The following is an 18,586-nucleotide window of genomic DNA, read 5'->3' on the forward strand; positions in this document are numbered from 1 at the left end:
TAGTAGAGCCCACTCAACCACTGCGTCTTGCTCGACAATCCAAAAATAATTGAGAGGCTAGGACTTTTGTCCCAGCCGCTTTTTTGTTTTATCAAAAATATTTTTTGCAAAATGCAAGATATATATTGCAAAATAGAAAATATAGTGTATAATAAAGCTATAAAAACAAGAAAGGAAAAGCCTGTGGCGAAAAATCTCAAATTAAAAATGGCCCGGGTCGAGCATGATATGACCCAGGGTGATCTTGCAGATGCCATTGGAGTGACGCGCCAGACCATCGGTCTGATTGAGGCGGGAAAGTATAACCCAACCCTCAGTCTCTGCCTTGCCATCTGTAAGACCTTGGATAAGACGCTGGATCAACTGTTCTGGGAGTAACAGTTTTAATAATAGAAAGAGGAAACATATGAAACAAAAGAAAGAACCAATTGTAAAAGATGAACGGACCATGCTACTTGATGGAAAAATCGCAGGAGAACTTGTCCTTGGTATGACCTGCTTTATTGCCCTATCTGCCTTTGTGAAATCCAGTATCCTGGACTTAGACCTAGTCGCTTATCTCCCTGAGATGTTCCTTCTGATTGCCATGGGAGCCTATGCCTTTGTGAGAAGGATCAGTTCAGGGATTGATATCCGAGATATGTTAGAAAAAGATAGCTGGTTGAGTCGCCTTGGGTCAGGTCTATTCTTTGCTGTGCTTGTGACAGCTATGGATGTGATTGGAAAGAGAGAAGCAATGAGCTTTATCTTGAGTCCCAAGTATCTGGTCAAAATTTTATTAGAAATTCTCGTCTTTGCCATCCTGACAGATCTGCTTGAAAAACCACTTGCTCTTATCAATCGGAAAAAACAAGAGAAGATCGAGGCAGAGTTAGAGGATGAAGAATAAGGAGGAAGAGATGTGATTACAATTGCTGAACAAACAAATCATAGATGAACGAGAAGAAGGCTTAGCTAATAAGGCTGGTGCTGAGACGGCTGGTTTTCTTTTCCTTGCCTTAACTGTTTTTAGTGTAGGATCCATTTTTACATCTAAGGTGGGGCTCAGTCCAATCATGGTGGTAGCCTTACTCATCGTCTCAGGATTGTATTACTCTGTTCGTTGTCAACGATTGGGTGTGAGATTTATCAGTTATAGTTATCTAAATGTGACGGGAATTGTAGCAGTAACCTCTATTCTCTCCTTGTTCATCTGGGCTCAAAATTTTCAATTAAACCAAGCTGTTTATCAGGCCAATCCCTTCCATTCAAAATTTTTGCTGGTGCTTCCTATCGCATTTCTCCTGAATCTTCCGATTGTATGGGGGATGAATACCCTTGTAATGCTCCTTGCAAAAGTAGAGAAAAAACGCTATGAAGCCTATCTGGATCAATTGGAAAAAGAAGAGTAACTTGGTTTCATCGTGTAAAAGTCTGGTATCCCAGGCTTTTATTTTTCAGTCAAATAAATTGCATTCGTTTTCTTGGGAGAGTATACTGGTATAGTTGAATGAAAAATTCTGATAATTTAATCTTAGAAAAGAGAATGATATGGCAAAACCTATTCGCGTATTACTCTACTACCTCTATACCCCCATTGAAAACGCAGAACAATTTGCGGCTGATCACTTGGCCTTCTGTAAATCAATCGGCCTTAAAGGTCGTATCCTAGTCGCTGACGAAGGAATCAACGGAACCGTATCTGGTGACTACGAAATAACGCAAAAATACATGGACTACGTTCACAGCCTTCCAGGGATGGAAGACCTCTGGTTCAAGATCGATGAGGAAGAAGAGCAAGCTTTCAAGAAGATGTTTGTACGTTATAAGAAAGAGATTGTCCACCTTGGTTTAGAAGATGATAATTTCGATAATGACATCAATCCTCTTGAAACAACAGGTGCTTACTTGTCACCAAAAGAGTTTAAAGAAGCTCTTCTCGACGAGGATACCGTTGTCCTTGATACTCGAAACGACTACGAGTACGATCTTGGTCACTTCCGTGGCGCTATTCGTCCAGATATCCGCAATTTCCGTGAATTGCCACAATGGGTCCGTGATAACAAGGAAAAATTTATGGACAAACGCGTTGTCGTCTACTGTACTGGTGGAGTTCGCTGTGAGAAATTCTCTGGCTGGATGGTGCGTGAAGGCTACAAAGATGTCGGTCAATTGCACGGCGGAATCGCCACTTACGGGAAAGACCCAGAAGTTCAAGGCGAACTGTGGGATGGGAAAATGTACGTCTTTGACGAGCGGATTGCAGTCGATGTCAACCATGTCGATCCAAGTGTTGTCGGAAAAGACTGGTTTGATGGAACACCATGCGAACGCTATGTCAACTGTGGAAATCCTTTCTGTAACCGTCGGATCTTGACCTCAGAAGAAAACGAAGACAAGTATCTTCGCGGATGTTCGCATGAGTGCCGGGTTCACCCTCGCAATCGTTATGTCCAAGAACACAACTTGTCACAAGCAGAAGTTCGTGAGCGTTTAGCAGTCATCGGTGAGACGCTTGATGGAGCACCTGCATAATGGAAACAAACAGTCTGAAAGCTCAGGCTGTTTTTATATGGAAATTGATTGAAAATTGTGCTATACTTTAGGTAAGCGATTTCACAAAGGAGAAAACAAATGAGTATCGTGTTTTCAATCAAAAATAAAAAGAGCTTATTTGGCTATCAGAAAGTACTCGCAGCACAGGAAGTTCTTAAATTGGTAGAAGGGTTGACAACCTACAACTATGATCCTGCTACCCTTCATCGTCCCTTAAATGATTTTGAAGGCTTGAACTGTATCGTATTTGGTAAGAGCGGTCTTCCTCTGCAGTTACGCTATTTTGATGAGGAAGAGTCTTATCAGATTCAGGTGCCCTCTTTTGCGATAGAAGAAGATTGGCAGTTGGCCCTTCGATGGCTTAGTCGCCTAGGAGAAGTATTAGGAACGGAGATTGTGGCTAGCGACGGCGTGAGCTATACTCCAGATTCTATTTTCCATTTTGATTATGAAGTCGTTATCCTAGAAACGCTGGGTAATGTGACGAAAGAAAAAGATCTAAAAGAGTTTGAAGTACAAGGCTTCGCTCATCCAGTCTATTTGGATCGGGATACAGTGCAGGAAGTCTTGAACCATGTCCATCCACTAGAAGCCTACTCTGCCTTTATCAAGAAGATTCAATATAGTGTAGCTTATTTCAGTCAAGTCCGTTTTTATCAACAGGAGGAGACAGGAGCATTCTTAGCCAGCTATAGCTTGACAGAAGATACGGATACGGTCTTGCCAAGCGTGCCACATGTTCCTGCAGAATATGTAGAAATTGTGGGCTTAGCGGGTATCATTGATTGGCGAGTTCTATTGGTGGCGATCGATGGAGATCCGGATAAGCCAAAAAATTACCATCCAATTGGCTCTCTTGCTCTGAAGAAATTTATAGAAGCGCTAGAGCCAGATGAATTCCAGCTGCTAGATGCTAGTCAAATTGAAATCAAAAAATTGTCCAAAGAGCGGTTGCTAGAATTAGCGCAATTGGAAAACAAGTAACAATATCGCAGTGAACTGTCGCTCAGACATTTGATCCGAAAAATCTAACGTCTGGGAGCGGTTCTTTTTTATGCCCTTCCTTTGATCAAAAACCAATGACTAGGCTAATTATGGTATAATAGGGGCCTAGAAGTAGAATGAAAGAGGTGCACGAAATGCTGTTAGAAGAATTTGATGCCAATCGACAGGCGATTATCAATCCACAAGACTTACACCAACCAATTGAAGGATTTCCCAAAGTAGTCATCTCTTGCTTTTCAAGAGTAACTTTTGCGCGCCTCCTTGAGAATTATGACCATGAGGTCATTGCAAGAACCTCCATGGCCAATTTTGAAGTCCTGGTCTATGGGATCACTATTGGAGACCAACAAATTGCTGCCTTTAATGCACCAGTTGGGGCTGCTTCCTGTGTGGGGATTATAGAGGATTTGATTCAATTTGGGATGGAAAAACTGGTGCTCTTTGGGACCTGTGGGGTTTTAGACCGTGATATCGAAGCAACCTCCATTATCATTCCAACAGCTGCTCTTCGCGACGAGGGGACTAGTTACCACTATCTTCCGGCTAGTGATGAAGTGGAAGTAAACAAGAAAACCCTCCCTCTCTTCCAAGCCTTTCTGGACAGTCATAAGGTTTCCTATCAGTCAGGAAAAGTGTGGACGACAGATGCACCCTACCGGGAAACCATCGACAAGATGAAGCGACGAAAGGAAGCGGGAGCCATCTGTGTGGATATGGAATGTTCGGCAGTGGCAGCCTTAGCAGCTTATAGGGGCTTAGAGCTCTGCCATTTCTTCTACGCAGCAGACCACCTCTCGGAAGAAAAATGGGATATCCGAACCTTATCTAGTCATGAGGATTTAGATAGCAAGGATCGAATCGCGGAGTTAGCCATCCAATTTGCGTTCTTTTGGGAAAAGGCAAACTAAATGAAAGAAGCAATGATTGAACTGAAGGATTTTTCCTTCCAATACAAGGCACAGTCTGAACCAACCTTGAAAAATCTCAACTTTACCATTTATAAGGGGGAAAAGGTTCTGATTGTTGGGCCATCTGGTTCTGGGAAGTCAACCATTGGCCAGTGCTTAAATGGGATTATCCCCAATATCTATAAGGGAACCAGTAGTGGGCAATTCCTCATTCAGGGGAAAGAAGCCTTTGATCTCAGTATTTATGAGAAATCTCATTTGGTCAGTACGGTTTTGCAAGATACAGACGGCCAGTTTATCGGTTTGAGTGTCGCAGAAGACTTGGCTTTTGCCCTTGAAAATGACATGGTGGATCTGGGAACGATGAAAGAGCGTGTGCAGAGTTGGGCAGAACGCTTAGATTTGATGAAGCTCTTGGATCATCGGCCACAAGATTTGTCCGGTGGGCAAAAACAGCGAGTGAGCTTAGCAGGTGTTCTGATTGACGAAAGTCCGATCCTGCTCTTTGATGAGCCACTGGCTAATCTAGATCCCAAGTCGGGTCAGGATATCATAGATCTGATTGATCAGATTCATGAAGAGCAGGGGACGACCACCATTATTATCGAACACCGTTTAGAGGATGTACTCTACCGTCCTGTCGATCGGGTAATCTTGATCAATCAAGGTCAAGTTCTCTTTAATGGTCGACCAGATGAGTTGTTGAGGACGACACTGCTGGCTGAAAATGGGATTCGTGAACCTCTGTATTTAACAACTCTTCGCCAGCTAGGGCAGGATATCGATCAATTGGAGCATCTAGATCGTCTAGAAGATATCGAGCTTACTGGTGTGAATCGTTCCATTCCAGAAGCGACCTTTACAAAAACTGGTGAGACGGAAGAACTATTGAAGTTGGAGCAGATTTCCTTTGCCTATCAAGAGAATCATCCGATCTTAAAAAATATATCCCTCAGTATACCTAAGGGGCAGCGCTTAGCGATTGTCGGGAAGAATGGGGCAGGAAAATCAACTCTTGCGAAAGCCATCTGTGGCTTCATTACCACAGAAGGGCAATACACCTCTAGAGGTGAAGATATCAAGCAGGAGAGTGTCAAGGAACGGGCTGAGCGAGTCGGTTATGTCCTACAAAACCCCAATCAAATGATTTCGACCAATATGATTTTTGACGAAGTTGCTCTAGGTTTGCGCTTGCGGGGTGTCGCTGAAGAAGACATCAAAGAGCGTGTCTATCAAGCACTGAAAACTTGTGGTCTCTATGAGTTTCGTAAATGGCCGATTTCTGCTCTCTCATATGGGCAAAAGAAACGGGTGACCATCGCCTCTATACTAGTTTTAGGACCAGAAATTTTGGTCTTGGACGAGCCGACAGCAGGTCAGGACCAGCGCAATTACACTGACATCATGGAATTTCTAGATAGCTTGCAAGAAAAAGGCCATACCATTGTCATGATTACCCATGATATGCAACTGATGTTGGATTATTCTGATCGTGCCCTTGTAGTATCAGACGGACAAATTCTAGCAGATCTCTCACCTGCAGAGCTGTTCACTCATCCGGATATTTTACAAGAGGCTAATCTCAAAGAGACTTCGATTTTTGCCTTAGCCAATCGATTAGGAATGGATCCCTTGGCGTTAACGCAGTTTTATATGCAACAGAAAGGAGCAGGTCATGAATCATCGATTAGTCGGCTACCATGAGGGGACGAGTTTTCTTCATCGCCTTTCAGGTGCGAGTAAGTTACTCTTTCTTCTTTTTGTATCTCTTGCCGCCATGTTGAGTTATGATACTCGGCTCCTTCTAGGAATTGGTGTGGGCGCCTTGCTTTTATTCTCTACAGCTCGTATTCGATTTCGGGATATTTCATTTGTACTTGCATTTGCTTTTGTTTTTGCACTGTTAAATGTTGTCATGGTCTATCTCTTTGCCCCCCAGTATGGTGTAGAGATCTACGGGGCAAAGACAGTACTGATGAAGGGGTGGGGCTCCTATAGTATCACCTTGCAGGAACTCTTTTATCTTTTTAATCTAGCTCTTAAGTATGTCTGTACCATACCTCTAGCCTTGATTTTTTTGATGACGACCCATCCTAGTCAGTTTGCTTCAAGCCTCAACCAAATTGGCGTATCTTACAAGATTGCCTATTCTGTCAGCTTGACTTTGCGTTACATTCCTGACGTACAAGAAGAATATCAAACGATTAAATTGTCTCAGGAAGCCAGAGGGGTGGAGTTGTCCAAAAAGGCCAAGCTGATCAAGCGGATCAAAGGCAATTTGCAAATCATCTCTCCCTTAATCTTTAGCTCACTTGAGCGGATTGACAGCATTTCTACGGCTATGGAATTACGTCGCTTTGGTAAAAATAAAAAGCGGACCTGGTATTCTCATCAAGCCATGGAAATGAAAGATTATGGGATGATTCTATCAGCCTTAGCTGTTCTGGTCTTGAGTATTGTCCTGATCTTTCTCAATCAGGGACGTTTTTACAATCCATGGAGGTAATGATATGCCAGAAACGATTTTAGTAACAGGAGCTTCAGCTGGTTTTGGTCAAGCGATTTGCCGTCGTTTAGTAGCAGATGGATACCGTGTGATCGGATCAGCTAGACGCATCGAAAAATTACAGGCTCTCCAAGAAGAGCTGGGAGAAGCATTTTATCCCCTGCAAATGGATGTGACGGATCTTTCTCAGGTAGATCATGCACTTGCCAGTTTGCCAAAAACTTGGGAGAGAGTGGATGTTTTGGTCAATAATGCTGGCTTGGCCCTAGGCCTCGCCCCAGCTTATGAAGCAGAGGTCGCAGACTGGCTGACCATGATTCAGACCAATATTGTCGGCTTGACCTATCTGACAAGGAAAATCTTGCCCCAGATGGTGGAACGAAATGACGGCTATATTATTAATTTGGGCTCTACAGCAGGAACTGTACCTTATCCAGGGGCCAATGTTTACGGGGCATCCAAGGCCTTTGTCAAGCAATTCTCCCTCAATCTTCGGGCAGATCTAGCTGGCAAGAAGATTCGTGTCAGCAATATTGAACCTGGTCTTTGCGAAGGGACAGAGTTCTCTTCTGTTCGCTTTAAAGGAGACGAAAAACGGGTAGAAGCCCTCTATCGAAATGCCCATGCCATTCAGCCTGAAGACATTGCCAACACAGTAGCTTGGTTGATCCAACAGCCCAAGCATGTCAATGTCAACCGGATTGAAATCATGCCGGTTTCCCAAACCTTTGGTCCTCAACCCGTTTATCGTGATTAAAAAGAGAAGCAACCACTCCACAAGGGGTTGGTTGTTTTTTATCTTCCCTCTGGTATAATAGAAGGCAAAGTAAGGAGAAAAAGATGACAGCTGCGTTAATTATTGGTTCTACAGTTTGTGATGTGATGATTTACTTGGATCGTTTGCCGAGTCGTGAAGGAGATGCCCATATTGATCACCAGCAATGGTCTGTGGGAGGTTGTGCCTTTAATGTCGTTAATATCCTTCATTTTTTGTCGCAACCCTACCAGTTTGTCTCGCCAGTCGGTTCTGGGATGTATGGTGATTTTATTCGGAGAGAGTTGAAACAATTAGGGATTTCCTCTAGCATCTCATTAGAAGGGGCCAATGGTTGCTGTTACTGCTTTGTAGAGTCTGATGGTGAGCGGACCTTCTTATCAGACCACGGAGTGGAGTATAGCTTTCAAGCAGAGTGGCTAAAAGAGATTGAGACATATCGGTTTGATTACATCTACTTATGTGGCCTTGAAGTCGAGGAGCCAACTGGTCTTGCATTGGTCCAGTCTGTTTCGCAACTAGAAGGCCAGGTGATTTTCGCACCTGGGCCACGTGGACTCTTGATTCCAAAGGATCGACTGGAAGCAATTTATGATCTGCATCCGATTCTCCATGTTAATGAGGCTGAAGCACTGGCTTTCTCAGGGTGTAGAGAGATCCAGCCAGCCATCGAATACTTGTATCAGAGAACGGGGCAATTGGTCATTGTCACCTTGGGTGAAAAAGGCGCGGTTGCCTATGATGACAACTGGTATGAGGCAGACGGTTTTCCAACAGAAGTCGTCGATACAGTAGGCGCTGGAGATAGCCATGTGGGAGCCTTCATATCCGCCCGTTTAGAAGGCTTAGACATTGCGCAAGCCTTAAGATTTGCCAACAAAGTATCTAGCCAGATTGTTGCAAGTAAGGGGGTTCATCTGACAAAAGAGCAGCAAGAAGCCCTGCGAACAGAATTGAAACAAAAATAAAAAAGAGAGTGGGACAGAAATCGGTAATTCATTAGAATTCGATTTCGTCGTCCCACCTCCGCACAGTTGAGTAGGGCTGTAAAAGCTGATGAAATCAGCGTAGTAGAGCCCACTCAACCACTGCGTCTTGCTCGACAATCTAAAGACAATTGAGAGGCCAGGACTTTTGTCCCAGCCTCTTATTTGACTTTATCCTCTTAGCCCTTTGTATCTTACTACAATGGCCGCTTATTAGGCATGCCTGCTTTTCTTGGGTATTTATTGGGGGTTTCTTTTTTCTTTTCGACAAGAGTGATATAGCGTGGATCTCCATTTGGCAATTCATACTGTAGATTGTCTTCAACCTTGCTAAAGAGCAGATTGAGGGCATTTTTGGCTTCTTCCAACTCTTCTGGAGCATTGCTAGCCTTGAGAGCAAGAAGACGTCCCCCTACTTTCAGGTAAGGGATGGTCAGTTCAGAGAGGACCTGCATGCGCGCAACAGCCCGGGCAGTTACGATATCAAATTGGGCACGAAAATTCTTGTCTTGCGCAAAGTCCTCCGCACGTCCATGGTAGAAATGAACTCCGCTCAAACCTAACTCTTCAGCCAGCAAGTGGAGAAAATTGATCCGCTTATTAAGAGAATCAATGATGGTCACATCCAGCTCAGGGAAAAGAATCTTCATAGGTAGGCTCGGAAAGCCGGCGCCAGCTCCGATATCCAAGAGACGGATGGGTTGGTTTTCGATCAAGCCCTGCAAAATGGGTGCGATAGAGTCATAAAAATGCTTGAGATAGACTTCGTCTTTTTCGGTGATGGCAGTGAGATTAATTTTCTCATTCCATTCCACGAGGAGCTCGAAATAGCGTTCGTATTGCTCTTTTTGTCGATCAGTTAATGGGAAGCCGAGATCGGCTAAACGGACATAAAATTCTTCTGGTTTCATGCTATTATTTTACCACAAAATAAGGGAAATTTGATATACTGGTAGAAAGAAATGAAAGGAATTCAATAAAATGATTTGGATTATTCTTGGGATCATTGTGGTCCTTGTGTTGATTGTAGTAGGAGTTTACAACGGTTTGGTGAAAAGCCGCATGCAAACTCGCGAAGCTTGGAGTCAAATTGATGTGCAATTGAAACGTCGGAATGACTTGATTCCAAACTTGATCGAAACCGTTAAAGGCTATGCCAAGTACGAAGGAGATACACTAGCAAAAGTGACTCAACTTCGCCAACAAGTAGCGCAAGCTTCTTCACCTGCAGAAGCAATGGCAGCCAGTGATGCTCTTTCACGCCAAGTAGCAGGCATCTTTGCGGTGGCTGAAAATTACCCAGACTTGAAAGCCAACACCAACTTCATGCAATTGCAAGAAGAATTGACCAACACAGAAAACAAAATTTCTTATGCTCGTCAATTGTACAATAGTGTCACAAGCAATTACAATGTCAAGTTGGAAACTTTCCCAACAAACGTAATTGCTGGAATGTTCGGCTTCAGACAAGCTGAATTTCTTCAAGTGCCTGAAGAAGAAAAAGCAGTACCAAAGGTGGACTTTAGCGGATTAGGAGACTAATATGCTCTTTGACCAAATTGCAAGCAATAAAAGGAGAACCTGGATTCTCCTTATTGCTTTTTTCATACTCTTGGCTCTCATCGGAGCAGCCGTTGGCTACCTCTGGTTAGGTTCCTCCCTTGGTGGCGTTATCCTCGCCTTAATCATTGGTGGTATCTATGCCTTTAGCATGATTTTCCAATCCACGGAAGTTGTCATGCGGATGAATGGGGCGCGTGAAGTGACGGAAGAGCAAGCCCCTCAGCTCTACCATATTGTACAAGATATGGCTATGGTAGCTCAGATCCCCATGCCTCGGGTCTATATTGTGGATGATCCTTCGATGAATGCATTTGCGACAGGGTCTAATCCTCAAAATGCAGCTGTTGCAGCGACAACAGGCCTTCTAGCTGTGATGAACCGTGAGGAATTGGAGGGAGTTATCGGACACGAAGTCAGCCACATTCGCAATTACGATATTCGTATCTCTACAATTGCAGTGGCCCTTGCCAGTGCCATTTCGATGCTTTCTAGTATTGGTGGCCGGATGATGTGGTGGGGCGGTGGTCGTAGCCGGGACGATGATCGAGAAGGTAGCGGTGGTTTGGAGATTGTTATGTTGATCCTTTCCTTGCTTGCCATCGTTTTAGCACCATTAGCAGCGACCTTGGTCCAGTTAGCTATTTCTCGTCAACGGGAGTTCCTAGCAGACGCTTCAAGTGTTGAATTGACGCGGAATCCTCAAGGGATGATCAATGCTTTGTTAAAACTAGACAATAGCGAACCAATGCAACGACATGTCGATGATGCGAGCAGTGCTCTTTTTATCAACGATCCAAAAAAAGAATCCGGATTGCAAAAACTCTTTTATACCCACCCACCCATTGCTGAGCGGGTTGAAAGATTAAGAAACATGTAAAGTAAATCCATCGCTAGCAGGATTGAGAGTGTGGGAAAACTGTTTTTCTTTATAAATCTAATAAATTCTATACGAATAAAAAATTTATTCTTTAGAATTATTAACTCATCTATTGAAACTTTCCGCCGTGAGAAAAGTGCTAGAAACAATTGTGTTTCTAGCACTCGGGAGTTTTGGAACCTTGGGTCCAAAACTAAGTCATGGAACTTCTTCGAAGTTCGCTGACGTCCGTACTCACTTAAGGAAAGTTTTTAAGATGACTTTGTCCTAAATCTCAATCCACCAAACGGTGGTTTTTTTATTTGGTAGTTAAGAGGAGGGTAGTGAAACCAAGGATGGCAAAGATCCCCCACGCTAGGGAAAGGCTCCAGATAGCTAGACTAGAAAAGAGAGCTGTCCCAAGTGGCATGGCAAAGCTGACCATCAGTCCCAAAAAGCTAGAGGTAGAAGCTAATTTTTCAGCGGGTAATTTGCTCATTAAAAGACTGGAAACTTTTGGGTTGATTTTTGCTACAAGATAACCAAGGAAAGTGATGAGTAGAAGGGAAAGAATGTCCCAGTGTACCAGGATATTTGTGAGCCCAAGCATGGTCAGCCCACCTGCGATCCAAAGGAGGATATGGTGGAGTGATTGCTTGGAAAAATAATCGTGGGGTGTCAAACTAGCCCAGACCATGCTTAAAATAGTCACTGCCTCTAAGATCAAGAGGGATTGGCTAAAGCTCAACTGAAAGAAGGGAGAGTGAAGCAGTTGCAAATTGTAGATACCTGAGATGGATCCCCCAAGGGCATTGATGAGAACCAATGAGAAGAGCAACTTGCCAAAGTGGTGAACCTCCTCATCTGCAAAAATACTTTTGGCGTTCTGGTACATCTCTTGGCAATCGTGTACCAAAGATTTCTTACTTTTGGGCTCAATGACGGGAGCATGTGTCAGCTGCTTTTTTCTCATCAGAAGACAAGTAGAAGACAGGAGAAAAGTCACGGCATTGATCGAAGCGACCATAGCAAAATTTTGATGGCTGATAGCTAGCAGCCAAACTCCTAGAGCTTGTCCAGAAATCGAACAGACCATGCTAAGCAGTTGGTTGAAGGAATAGGCCTCCATCAAATCCTCGCTAGGGATGTTCTTCTGCATAATGGGGAGTTGCAAGCCTCCGCGATAATCACTCAAACAATCTGAAACAATGTTTAAAAAGCAAACAATCGAAAAGGCTAGGTAACCCGGAATCTTGGTCATGAGAGCAATAAGGATGAAGAGGATGGCTTGAAGATAGCCAATGCGGATCAACCAGTTAGCTTTTTTCTTCGTGCGGTCAGCCTTCATCCCGACAAAAATGGTAAAGAGGCTAGGAATAAATACAATGAGATTAGCAATTCCAACTGCTAGGCTCGGCTGTGGCATGCTGGCAGCAAAGACCACAAAGACCAGATTGTAGATGGCAGCACCAAGGGTATTCAAAAAGCGAGAAAGACTAAGTAAGGCAAAAATTTTATTACGAGCTAAGAGTTTCATGAGCCTTCCTCCTTCACGTGATCAGTTGCTAGGACTTGTTTGATGGATCGAAAGATCTGTTTGAAGAGGTCCATTTTCTCCTCTTCAGAGAGGGCTAGTTCCTGATCCTTCAGATAGACGCTGGTATGTGAGAGAAAAAGATGGAGGAAGTGGCTTTTTAGTTTGGTCATCATGGGAAGAACCTTCTTTCTTTACTTGATAGTCCTATTGTAAACCTAAAAAGCAAGAAAAAATAAATGTTGCATATTTTCAACAAAAACTCACAGGATAGATCTGTGAGTTTTTAGGATTTATTGATCAGTTCTTGCAGGCCCTGTTTGTAGTAGTCGGCACTGTCCTTACAATCCAGAATAGAGAGAACCTGGATGGCCTGTTCCATCTTTTCAAGACCGATTTCTTTTTCACCCTTTCGATAGAGAAATTCTCCTTTGGCATAGAGATAAACCGTCCGAAGGTAGGCTTCGTTCTCAGCGTAAAAGTGGTCCTTGATCAACTGATCAAAATAGATCGCGTCTTCAAATTCATTCGAACTAGTGGCCAGAAAGAAGCCATTAAGAAAAATAGAGTTAAGGGCAGAACGAGAAGAGTCTAGGAGAAGCTTGAAATCCTCCCGTTGGACCAACTCCTCTGTGTATTGTCGATAGAGGCGACTAGAGAAAAGTGGAGAGGTCAGAGAGAACAGGTTCAATTCAAAATTTCCCCAGATCATGACAGAGAAGAGATAATCATGGAGGAAATCCAGTTCCTCTTGGCTAGCGGTGAGCTCCACCTCAGGATAGAAGCCAAGCATTTGGGCCTTGAGAATAATGCTGGCTAAGAGGTCTTCTTTTTTGTGATGTTTCTGATAGGCTAGCTGGTAGTTTTGGTACAAGGCTTGATCGTGTTCCAAGCTCATGTTTTCATAGTGCTCTTTCAACAATTTGGGAATAAAAGAGTGCTGATCGATTCCAGCTAGATGGGAAAACTCACTGAGGCTCGTTTTGATCTGTTGAAGGGCCTGAAAAAAACGTTGCGTGGTCAGGTCATTTTCCCCTCTTTCAAATCGAGATAGCATGGAGCGCGAAAATTCGCCACCCGTAGCCTCCTCTAAAGAAATGTGGCGACTTTCACGTATCTGCCGAAAAACTGCTCCGATTTCTTTCATGAATTCTCCTCTATCTAACAATGCCCTAGCAAGTGAACCTCTTTTTTCCAAGAGATGGTGGGACCCTGTGTACAACACCAATTGGCCTAGTTTCTATATCTTTTTTCATGATTATAACAAATTTTTGAGGAGACTTCTTGGTTGAGGGGCAGCTTCATGATATACTAGTAGTATCTAGAAGATTTGAGGACAAAAGAATGAACTTATTTACACAAGAAATCCGTAAAAATCCTGAAGGACTAGCTTTTGATCAAGAGTTGGATTTGCTTAAGGAATTGCAAAAGCGTAATCCAGAAATTCTTGATTTAAAGAATGTGACAGCGACAGGACGAGTAGCCTATGATACAGGCCTCTATATCTTGGATTACCAGTTGACCTACACCATCGTTTTGGCATCTAGCCGAAGCATGGACCCTGTCGAGCTTCAAGAGAGCTATCCTGTAACAGAGGTGTTTGCGGAGGATGTACAGTCTGACGCAGATATCGAGGCCCTAGAGGAAGACTTGATCCTTCCAATCGAAGGCGGGAAGATTGACCTGAGTGAGAGTGTAGCAGATAATATTCTACTCAATATTCCTCTCAAGATTCTCACTCCAGAAGAAGAGGCTGGACAAGGTTTTATCGAAGGCAATGATTGGAAAATCCTATCCGAAGAAGAATACCAAGCCTCTCAAGCGATCAAGAAAGAAGAAAACAGTCCTTTCGCTGGTCTAAATGGCTTGTTTGACGAAGAATAAGCTAGAGATTGCATTTGATAAATTTAGACATAAATACTGGTCTTTTCTTTGAGGAAAGGCCTTCTTTTGATATACTAGGATTAATAAACAACAGAGGGGAGACCTCTAAAAAAGGAGAAAAAGTATGGATACTTTATTTATTCCAGGTTGGTTGATTACTTTTGTAATCGTAGCCATTCTTGTATTGATCTTGTTGGTCAAAGGGTATGTCAATGCTAAACCCAACGAAGTCGTGGTCATTACCGGTCTTCGGAAGCAACGTCACTTGCGTGGGAAAGCAGGCTTTATGATTCCCTTTGTCGAACAACGCTCTTATCTTGATATTGAGCAATTCTCGACAGATGTTCGGACGTCAGAAGCAGTCCCAACACTGGACTTCATTAACGTCCGTGCCGATGCGGCTGTTAAATTAAAAATTGGTACAACCGATGAAATGATTGCCCGGGCTGCAGAAAACTTCTTGAACTGGAATACGACAGATATTTCCAATTCTGTCCAAGATGTCTTGGAAGGAAACCTGCGGGAAGTGATCGGTCAGATGGAGCTCCGTAAGATGGTCAATGACCGTCAAGAGTTTGCCTCAAAAGTGCAAGACAACGTAGCGCCAGACTTGGCTAAAATGGGTCTAGAAGTCATCGCCTTTACGGTTCAATCCTTCTCTGATGAAGGGGGAGTCATCGATAACCTCGGGATTGAAAATGTTGAAACCATTAAGAAAGATGCCTTGATTGCCAAAGCCAAAGCAGAACGCGAACGCAAGGAAGTCGAAGCAGAACAAGATAAATTGGCTAACGACAAACGGGTCGCTGCCGATCTTGAAATCGCGCAAAAACAAAATGAATTAAAACTCAAACAAGCAGCCCTCAAGCAAGAAGCAGATATTGCCCAAGCAAAAGCAGATGCCGCTAAAGGGATTGAGGCAGAAGTGCAACGTCGTGAACAAGAGCGCGTGGCAGCCGAAGCCAATATCATGAAGCAAGAAAAAGAAGCAGAAGTCAAAGAGCGCGAAGTTAAGGTTCGTGAACAAGAATTGGATGCCAATATCCGCAAACAAGCTGAAGCTGAAAAATATGCGCGTCAACAAGCTGCAGAAGCAGAATTGATCGAACGCCAACGCAAGGCGGAAGCAGAACTCTTCGAAACACAAAAAGAAGCCGAAGCTCGAAAAGCTCAAGCCGAAGCTGAGAAATTTGCCCAATTGCAAGAGGCCGAAGCTATTGAAGCCAAAGGTCGTGCCGAGGCTGAAGCCATTCGCTTGAAACTGGAAGCTGAAGCCAAAGGTTTGGACCAAAAGGCCGAAGCGATGAAGAAAATGCAAGAAGCAGCCATTACTGAAATGGTCGTTGACAAGTTGCCTGAAATTGCGCGTGCTGTCGCTGAACCATTAACCAAGGTTGATAAGATCACCATGTACGGGGAAGGCAATGCTTCTAAGATGGTGGGCGATATTATGCAAAGTATCGACCAAGTCTCTCAAGGAGCTGGATTTGATATTCGTCAATTGCTAGCAGGAGCTCTTGGAGTTAATATGACGGTCAATAAACTCAAAGAAGGAGAACAACCGGTCATTGAAGCAGAGGAGTTAGCTTCTAAAGAAGATTAATGCCATTCATCAAGAAGTGTCTGAGAACTGTTTCTCGGGCACTTTTGTTTTTAAGATCAAATGACTTGCATGATCTTCTCCCTCTTGGAGAAGGCGGGAAGCTATTTTCTGCTTTCTTTTGAGGAGGAAAAATGGTAGAATAAAGGCAAACTATAAAGAGGAGTGTCACATGACTAAAGCAAACTTTGGTGTTGTTGGTATGGCCGTAATGGGTCGTAACCTTGCCCTTAATATCGAATCTCGTGGCTATACAGTTGCCATTTTTAACCGTAGTAAAGAAAAAACAGAAGATGTGATTGCTTGCCATCCTGATAAAAACTTTGTGCCAAGCTATGATATCGAAAGCTTCGTAAACTCAATCGAAAAACCACGTCGTATCATGCTCATGGTTCAAGCAGGACCTGGTACAGACGCAACTATCCAAGCCCTTCTTCCACACTTGGATAAAGGTGACATCTTGATCGACGGAGGAAATACTTTCTATAAAGATACCATCCGTCGTAATGAAGAATTGGCGAACTCAGGAATCAACTTTATTGGTACTGGTGTATCTGGTGGGGAAAAAGGTGCCCTTGAAGGTCCTTCTATCATGCCTGGTGGACAAAAAGAAGCATATGACTTGGTAGCTGACGTTCTTGAAGAAATCTCTGCAAAAGCGCCTGAAGATGGAAAACCATGTGTGACTTACATCGGTCCTGATGGAGCTGGTCACTACGTGAAAATGGTCCACAACGGGATCGAGTACGGGGATATGCAATTGATCGCAGAAAGCTATGACCTCATGCAACACTTGCTTGGCCTTTCTACAGAAGACATGGCTGAAATCTTCACTGAATGGAACAAGGGTGAGTTGGACAGCTACTTGATTGAAATCACAGCTGATATCTTGAAACGCAAAGACGATGAAGGTCAAGATGGACCAATCGTAGACTACATCTTGGACGCTGCAGGAAACAAAGGAACTGGTAAATGGACTAGCCAATCAGCGCTTGACCTTGGTGTACCATTGTCACTCATCACTGAGTCAGTATTTGCTCGTTACATCTCTGCCTACAAAGAAGAACGTGTACACGCTAGCAAGGTTCTTCCAAAACCAGCTGCATTCAAATTTGAAGGAGACAAGGCTGAGTTGATCGAAAAAATTCGTCAAGCCCTTTACTTCTCAAAAATCATCTCTTACGCACAAGGTTTTGCGCAATTGCGTGTTGCTTCTAAAGAAAACAACTGGAACTTACCATTTGCGGACATCGCATCTATCTGGCGCGATGGATGTATCATCCGTTCTCGTTTCTTGCAAAAGATCACAGATGCTTACAACCGCGATGCAGATCTTGCTAACCTTCTATTGGATGAGTACTTCTTGGATGTCACTGCTAAGTACCAACAATCAGTTCGTGACATTGTAGCTCTTGCTGTTCAAGCAGGTGTACCTGTACCAACCTTCTCAGCAGCCATCACTTACTTCGATAGCTACCGTTCAGCGGATCTTCCAGCGAACTTGATCCAAGCACAACGTGACTACTTTGGTGCTCACACATATCAACGTAAAGACAAAGAAGGTACCTACCACTATTCTTGGTACGACGAAAAATAATCTTGCTCTATGGTCAAACGAGTTCTACTAGTAGAAAATGAGAAGCAAATCGCTCGCTTCATTGATTTGGAACTTCAAAAAGAGGGGTATCAAGTTGATGTGGTCGAGGATGGAAAAGCGGGTCTGGCTTTGATTGCTGCGACCAAATATGATCTGATCTTGTTTAATTACGATTTGTCAGATATGTCTGGTGAAACATTCGCAGAGGAAATCAGTCGGATTCGCCCAGCTTCTGTTTTAATTGTTTTGGATAGCCGCGAAAAAATTGCTGAGCACAAAGAGAGTATTCAGCGCTTTGCCGTTTCCTATATGGTCAAACCCTTTATTATCAGCGATTTAGTCGATAAGATCACAGCGATTTTTAGAGGACGTGATTATATTGACCAACATTGTAGCCAGATGAAAATCCCAACATCATACCGCAATTTGCGCATTGATGTGGAACACCATACCGTCTATCGTGGGAAAGACATGATTAGTTTAACCCGCAGAGAGTATGATCTCTTAGCGACTCTGATGGGAAGCAAAGGGGTGGTGACACGAGATCAGTTGTTGGAAAGTGTCTGGAAGTACGAGAGTACAGGTGAGACTAATATTGTGGACGTCTATATCCGTTATCTCCGTGGGAAAATTGATCTACCCGGTCAAAAAAGCTATATTAAGACAGTTCGTGGGATTGGCTATGCCATGCAAGACGCATTAGAATAAAATATTCGAACCCTAAGAGGGTTCGAATGTTTCTATACTTCAAGGGAAACGTTTGCGTCGAAAAAGAATGAGTTTTAAAAAGAATATGGCTTAAAAAAGATAATAAAAGATAAAATTTGGAGAAAAAAA

General features: G+C 43.4%; 20 protein-coding genes. 16 read left to right on the top strand and 4 right to left on the bottom strand.

The genetic code is table 11. The features are described 5' to 3' along the window. The first annotated feature begins 183 nt into the window (after window positions 1-183). From H7T97_RS07170 to H7T97_RS07215, 10 genes are all read left to right on the top strand, one after another. Complete coding sequence (locus H7T97_RS07170; protein ID WP_003005328.1) at window positions 184-378, top strand: helix-turn-helix transcriptional regulator; 195 nt, start codon at window positions 184-186, stop codon at window positions 376-378. 28 nt (window positions 379-406) lie between these two features. Then, window positions 407-889 carry a DUF6773 family protein gene (locus tag H7T97_RS07175; RefSeq protein WP_003008473.1) on the top strand — a complete coding sequence of 161 codons (483 nt, stop codon included), beginning with the start codon at window positions 407-409 and terminating at the stop codon, window positions 887-889. Window positions 890-911: 22 nt separating this feature from the next. Next, window positions 912-1,391, top strand: coding sequence for a DUF6773 family protein (locus H7T97_RS07180; protein ID WP_227223966.1), 480 nt, complete (start codon window positions 912-914; stop codon window positions 1,389-1,391). A gap of 139 nt (window positions 1,392-1,530) precedes the next feature. After that, entirely contained in the window at window positions 1,531-2,514 is a 984-nt protein-coding gene (gene trhO / locus H7T97_RS07185; protein ID WP_201089909.1) for an oxygen-dependent tRNA uridine(34) hydroxylase TrhO, read from the top strand. 99 nt (window positions 2,515-2,613) lie between these two features. After that, entirely contained in the window at window positions 2,614-3,519 is a 906-nt protein-coding gene (locus tag H7T97_RS07190; RefSeq protein ID WP_201089911.1) for a DUF4299 family protein, read from the top strand. Window positions 3,520-3,674: 155 nt separating this feature from the next. Beyond that, the gene (locus H7T97_RS07195; protein ID WP_201089914.1) at window positions 3,675-4,448 is read left to right on the top strand and encodes a nucleoside phosphorylase; all 774 of its coding nucleotides are present in this window, start codon (window positions 3,675-3,677) and stop codon (window positions 4,446-4,448) included. After that, window positions 4,449-6,152, top strand: coding sequence for an ABC transporter ATP-binding protein (locus H7T97_RS07200; RefSeq protein ID WP_201089916.1), 1,704 nt, complete (start codon window positions 4,449-4,451; stop codon window positions 6,150-6,152). After that, window positions 6,124-6,954, top strand: a complete 831-nt coding sequence (locus H7T97_RS07205; RefSeq protein ID WP_201089918.1) for an energy-coupling factor transporter transmembrane component T family protein — start codon at window positions 6,124-6,126, stop codon at window positions 6,952-6,954. Before H7T97_RS07200 ends, H7T97_RS07205 begins: the two co-directional genes overlap by 29 nt. Window positions 6,955-6,958: 4 nt before the next feature. Then, complete coding sequence (locus H7T97_RS07210) at window positions 6,959-7,711, top strand: SDR family oxidoreductase (RefSeq protein WP_201089920.1); 753 nt, start codon at window positions 6,959-6,961, stop codon at window positions 7,709-7,711. Between the two features lie 83 nt (window positions 7,712-7,794). Then, on the top strand, window positions 7,795-8,697 hold the full coding sequence (locus tag H7T97_RS07215) for a carbohydrate kinase family protein (RefSeq protein ID WP_195311418.1): 903 nt from the start codon (window positions 7,795-7,797) through the stop codon (window positions 8,695-8,697). Window positions 8,698-8,912: 215 nt separating this feature from the next. On the opposite strand, the gene rsmG is transcribed toward H7T97_RS07215, so the two are convergent. Then, the gene (gene rsmG, locus H7T97_RS07220) at window positions 8,913-9,626 is read right to left on the bottom strand and encodes a 16S rRNA (guanine(527)-N(7))-methyltransferase RsmG (RefSeq protein WP_049483332.1); all 714 of its coding nucleotides are present in this window, start codon (window positions 9,624-9,626) and stop codon (window positions 8,913-8,915) included. A 70-nt stretch (window positions 9,627-9,696) separates the two neighbouring features. Between rsmG and H7T97_RS07225 the strand changes: the two genes are divergently transcribed. Further along, window positions 9,697-10,257, top strand: a complete 561-nt coding sequence (locus H7T97_RS07225) for a LemA family protein (RefSeq protein ID WP_023918932.1) — start codon at window positions 9,697-9,699, stop codon at window positions 10,255-10,257. Between the two features lies 1 nt (window position 10,258). Beyond that, window positions 10,259-11,155, top strand: a complete 897-nt coding sequence (gene htpX, locus H7T97_RS07230) for a zinc metalloprotease HtpX (RefSeq protein WP_195529534.1) — start codon at window positions 10,259-10,261, stop codon at window positions 11,153-11,155. A 298-nt stretch (window positions 11,156-11,453) separates the two neighbouring features. Here htpX and H7T97_RS07235 read toward each other — a convergent pair whose 3' ends face one another. From H7T97_RS07235 to H7T97_RS07245, 3 genes are all read right to left on the bottom strand, one after another. Next, a complete protein-coding gene (locus H7T97_RS07235; RefSeq protein ID WP_195529535.1) occupies window positions 11,454-12,671 on the bottom strand; it encodes an MFS transporter in 1,218 nt (405 codons plus the stop codon). Beyond that, window positions 12,668-12,844, bottom strand: coding sequence for a hypothetical protein (locus H7T97_RS07240; protein WP_201089922.1), 177 nt, complete (start codon window positions 12,842-12,844; stop codon window positions 12,668-12,670). The genes H7T97_RS07235 and H7T97_RS07240 overlap by 4 nt, the downstream gene beginning before the upstream one ends. A 110-nt stretch (window positions 12,845-12,954) precedes the next feature. Continuing rightward, window positions 12,955-13,815, bottom strand: coding sequence for a helix-turn-helix domain-containing protein (locus tag H7T97_RS07245; RefSeq protein WP_201089924.1), 861 nt, complete (start codon window positions 13,813-13,815; stop codon window positions 12,955-12,957). Window positions 13,816-14,012: 197 nt separating this feature from the next. Here H7T97_RS07245 and H7T97_RS07250 point away from each other — a divergent pair, with 197 nt between their 5' ends. The 4 genes from H7T97_RS07250 (at window position 14,013) to H7T97_RS07265 (ending at window position 18,457) form a co-directional block, all read left to right on the top strand. Beyond that, window positions 14,013-14,552, top strand: a complete 540-nt coding sequence (locus H7T97_RS07250; RefSeq protein WP_195529538.1) for a YceD family protein — start codon at window positions 14,013-14,015, stop codon at window positions 14,550-14,552. Between the two features lie 124 nt (window positions 14,553-14,676). Continuing rightward, a complete protein-coding gene (locus H7T97_RS07255) occupies window positions 14,677-16,155 on the top strand; it encodes a flotillin family protein (protein ID WP_003017392.1) in 1,479 nt (492 codons plus the stop codon). Between the two features lie 169 nt (window positions 16,156-16,324). Next, complete coding sequence (gene gndA, locus H7T97_RS07260; protein ID WP_201089926.1) at window positions 16,325-17,749, top strand: NADP-dependent phosphogluconate dehydrogenase; 1,425 nt, start codon at window positions 16,325-16,327, stop codon at window positions 17,747-17,749. Window positions 17,750-17,758: 9 nt separating this feature from the next. After that, window positions 17,759-18,457, top strand: a complete 699-nt coding sequence (locus H7T97_RS07265) for a response regulator transcription factor (protein ID WP_021153723.1) — start codon at window positions 17,759-17,761, stop codon at window positions 18,455-18,457. The last annotated feature ends 129 nt before the right edge of the window (window positions 18,458-18,586 follow it).

This window comes from Streptococcus parasanguinis, from assembly GCF_016648925.1.
Lineage (GTDB): Bacteria > Bacillota > Bacilli > Lactobacillales > Streptococcaceae > Streptococcus.